Source organism: Nonomuraea cypriaca (assembly GCF_015645445.1).
Classification (GTDB): Bacteria; Actinomycetota; Actinomycetes; order Streptosporangiales; family Streptosporangiaceae; genus Nonomuraea; species Nonomuraea cypriaca.
The window spans coordinates 1-1,980 of record NZ_JADOGI010000482.1 but is presented as its reverse complement, the minus strand read 5'-3'; the positions used below and the strand labels follow the sequence as shown (position 1 = coordinate 1,980).

General features: G+C 69.8%; 2 protein-coding genes. Both read left to right on the top strand.

The genetic code is table 11. The features are described from left to right. Positions 1–245 precede the first annotated feature (245 nt). Positions 246–752, top strand: coding sequence for a C40 family peptidase (locus tag ITP53_RS55050; RefSeq protein WP_195903433.1), 507 nt, complete (start codon positions 246–248; stop codon positions 750–752). Between the two features lie 333 nt (positions 753–1,085). Then, on the top strand, positions 1,086–1,980 hold an 895-nt coding region (locus tag ITP53_RS55045), incomplete at its 3' end, for a 4-(cytidine 5'-diphospho)-2-C-methyl-D-erythritol kinase (RefSeq protein WP_195903432.1).

Genomic DNA, 1,980 nt, shown 5'->3' with positions numbered 1-1,980 from the left:
CCACCCGCCTCGCCATCCTGGCCTCCCATCCCCCAACGAGACCAGACCGGCAATCCCGCCTCCTCGGCCCTGCCCGGAAGCGTAGATCAGGCCCCCTCGCCTTTGCCCGGAGGCCCAATCGCGAGTCGGCCCCCGCGCCTCTGCCGGCGCAGGAGGTCGGCGTCAGCCGGTCTCCTCGTCCCTGCAGACGCGGGAGGCCGGCCGTGAGCCGGTCTCCTCGTCGCTACCGGCTCAGGAGGCCGACCGTGATCCGTCGTCTCGCCTTGCTGTGGTTCGTCATCACCGGAGGGCTCTGCGCGGCCCTCGCCCTCTTCGCCGGCCCGGCCCGAGCAGCCGAGCGCAGTCGTGGCGAACTGGCCGCCTCCGCCGCCCTGGGCCAACTGGGCATCTCCTTCTCCTGGGGAGGGGGCTCAGCGAAGGGTCCCACCATCGGGATAGGCAGGGGATCGAGCACCAGAGGCTTCGACTGCAGCGGCCTGACCCTCTACGCCTGGTCCAAAGCGGGTGTGACGCTCAGCCACTACACCGGCGCCCAGTTCCGCCAGGGCCGCCGCATCCCGCTCCGCGCCCGCCGCGTCGGTGACCTGCTGTTCTTCGGCGGGGGCCGGGGCGATCCGACCCACGTGGCCCTGTATCTCGGGGGAAGACTGATGATCCACGCCCCCAAGACGGGTGACGTGGTGCGGAAGACCGACTTCCTGGGCTCGGCTTACTACCGCGCCAACTTCCGCGGCGCCGTACGCCCCGGCTGACCCGCCGCACAGACCCCCACCAGTCGTCCGACCAGCCCGGACAGCATTCGCGTCGGCCGTTACGCGCATGCCAGGTTCGGGGCCGCGCAACACGCCAGGTTCGGGGCTGCGCGAGAGGCCCAGGATGAGGGGGACATTTCCCTCAAGAGCGATCTCTGGTATCACTTTGCGTTACCGATGACCATCGGGGCAAATATCCATCAACCTGACCCTGCGTATTGTCGAATCCGTCGATCGCCGAGTCATATTTCGAGAACCGCATGTCAGGGGCGCGCGCCTCGATAGCATCGAGTGTCCTTGACCCCGGCAAGTGATGAGAGTGGCAGAAGATCGATGAGTTCGGTGACCGTACGTGTGCCTGCGAAGGTCAACGTGCAGCTTTCTGTCGGCCCGCTCAGGGAGGATGGCTACCACGACCTGGTCAACGTCTTCCACGCGGTTTCGATCTTCGATGAGGTGGTGGCCAAGGAGTCCGAGTCGATCACCGTGGTGGTCAACGGCAAATGGTCCGACCAGGTGCCGGTTGACGACAGCAATCTGGCCATCCGGGCCGCTCGCGCCCTCGCCAAGCACGCGGGCCGCACCTACGGCGCCGATCTGGTGATCCAGAAGGCCATCCCGGTGGCGGGTGGCATGGCGGGTGGCAGTGCCGACGCCGCCGGTGCTCTCGTGGCGTGCAATGAGCTCTGGGGGCTGGGGCTGCCCTTCGACGATCTCATGGAGATCGCCGGCGACCTGGGCAGCGACGTACCGTTCTCGCTGCTCGGCGGCACCGCTGTCGGGACCGGCCGCGGCGAGCAGTTGAGCGAGCTCCCGACGGGCGGCACGTTCCACTGGGTGTTCGCCCTGGCCGACGGCGGCCTGTCCACGGCCAGCGTCTACGCCGAATGCGATCGTCTCCGCGAGGCCGCGGGGGCCCACGTCCCCTGGCCCCAGGCGAACGACCCGCTCCTGGAAGCCCTGGGCACCGGCGACGCCTACGCCCTGGGCGCGCACCTGAGCAACGACCTCCAGCCCGCCGCACTCAACCTCCGGCCAGAGCTCGCCCCGACCCTCGATGCGGGCCGCCAGCACGGCGCCCTGGGCGCGATCGTCTCCGGCTCGGGCCCCACCTGCGCCTTCCTGGCCATCGACGCCCTGCACGCCCGCGACCTGGCCCTCAGCCTGACAACCACGGGCGCCGCCCACACGGCCGTCCCCGCCCACGGCCCCGTCCAGGGCGCCACCC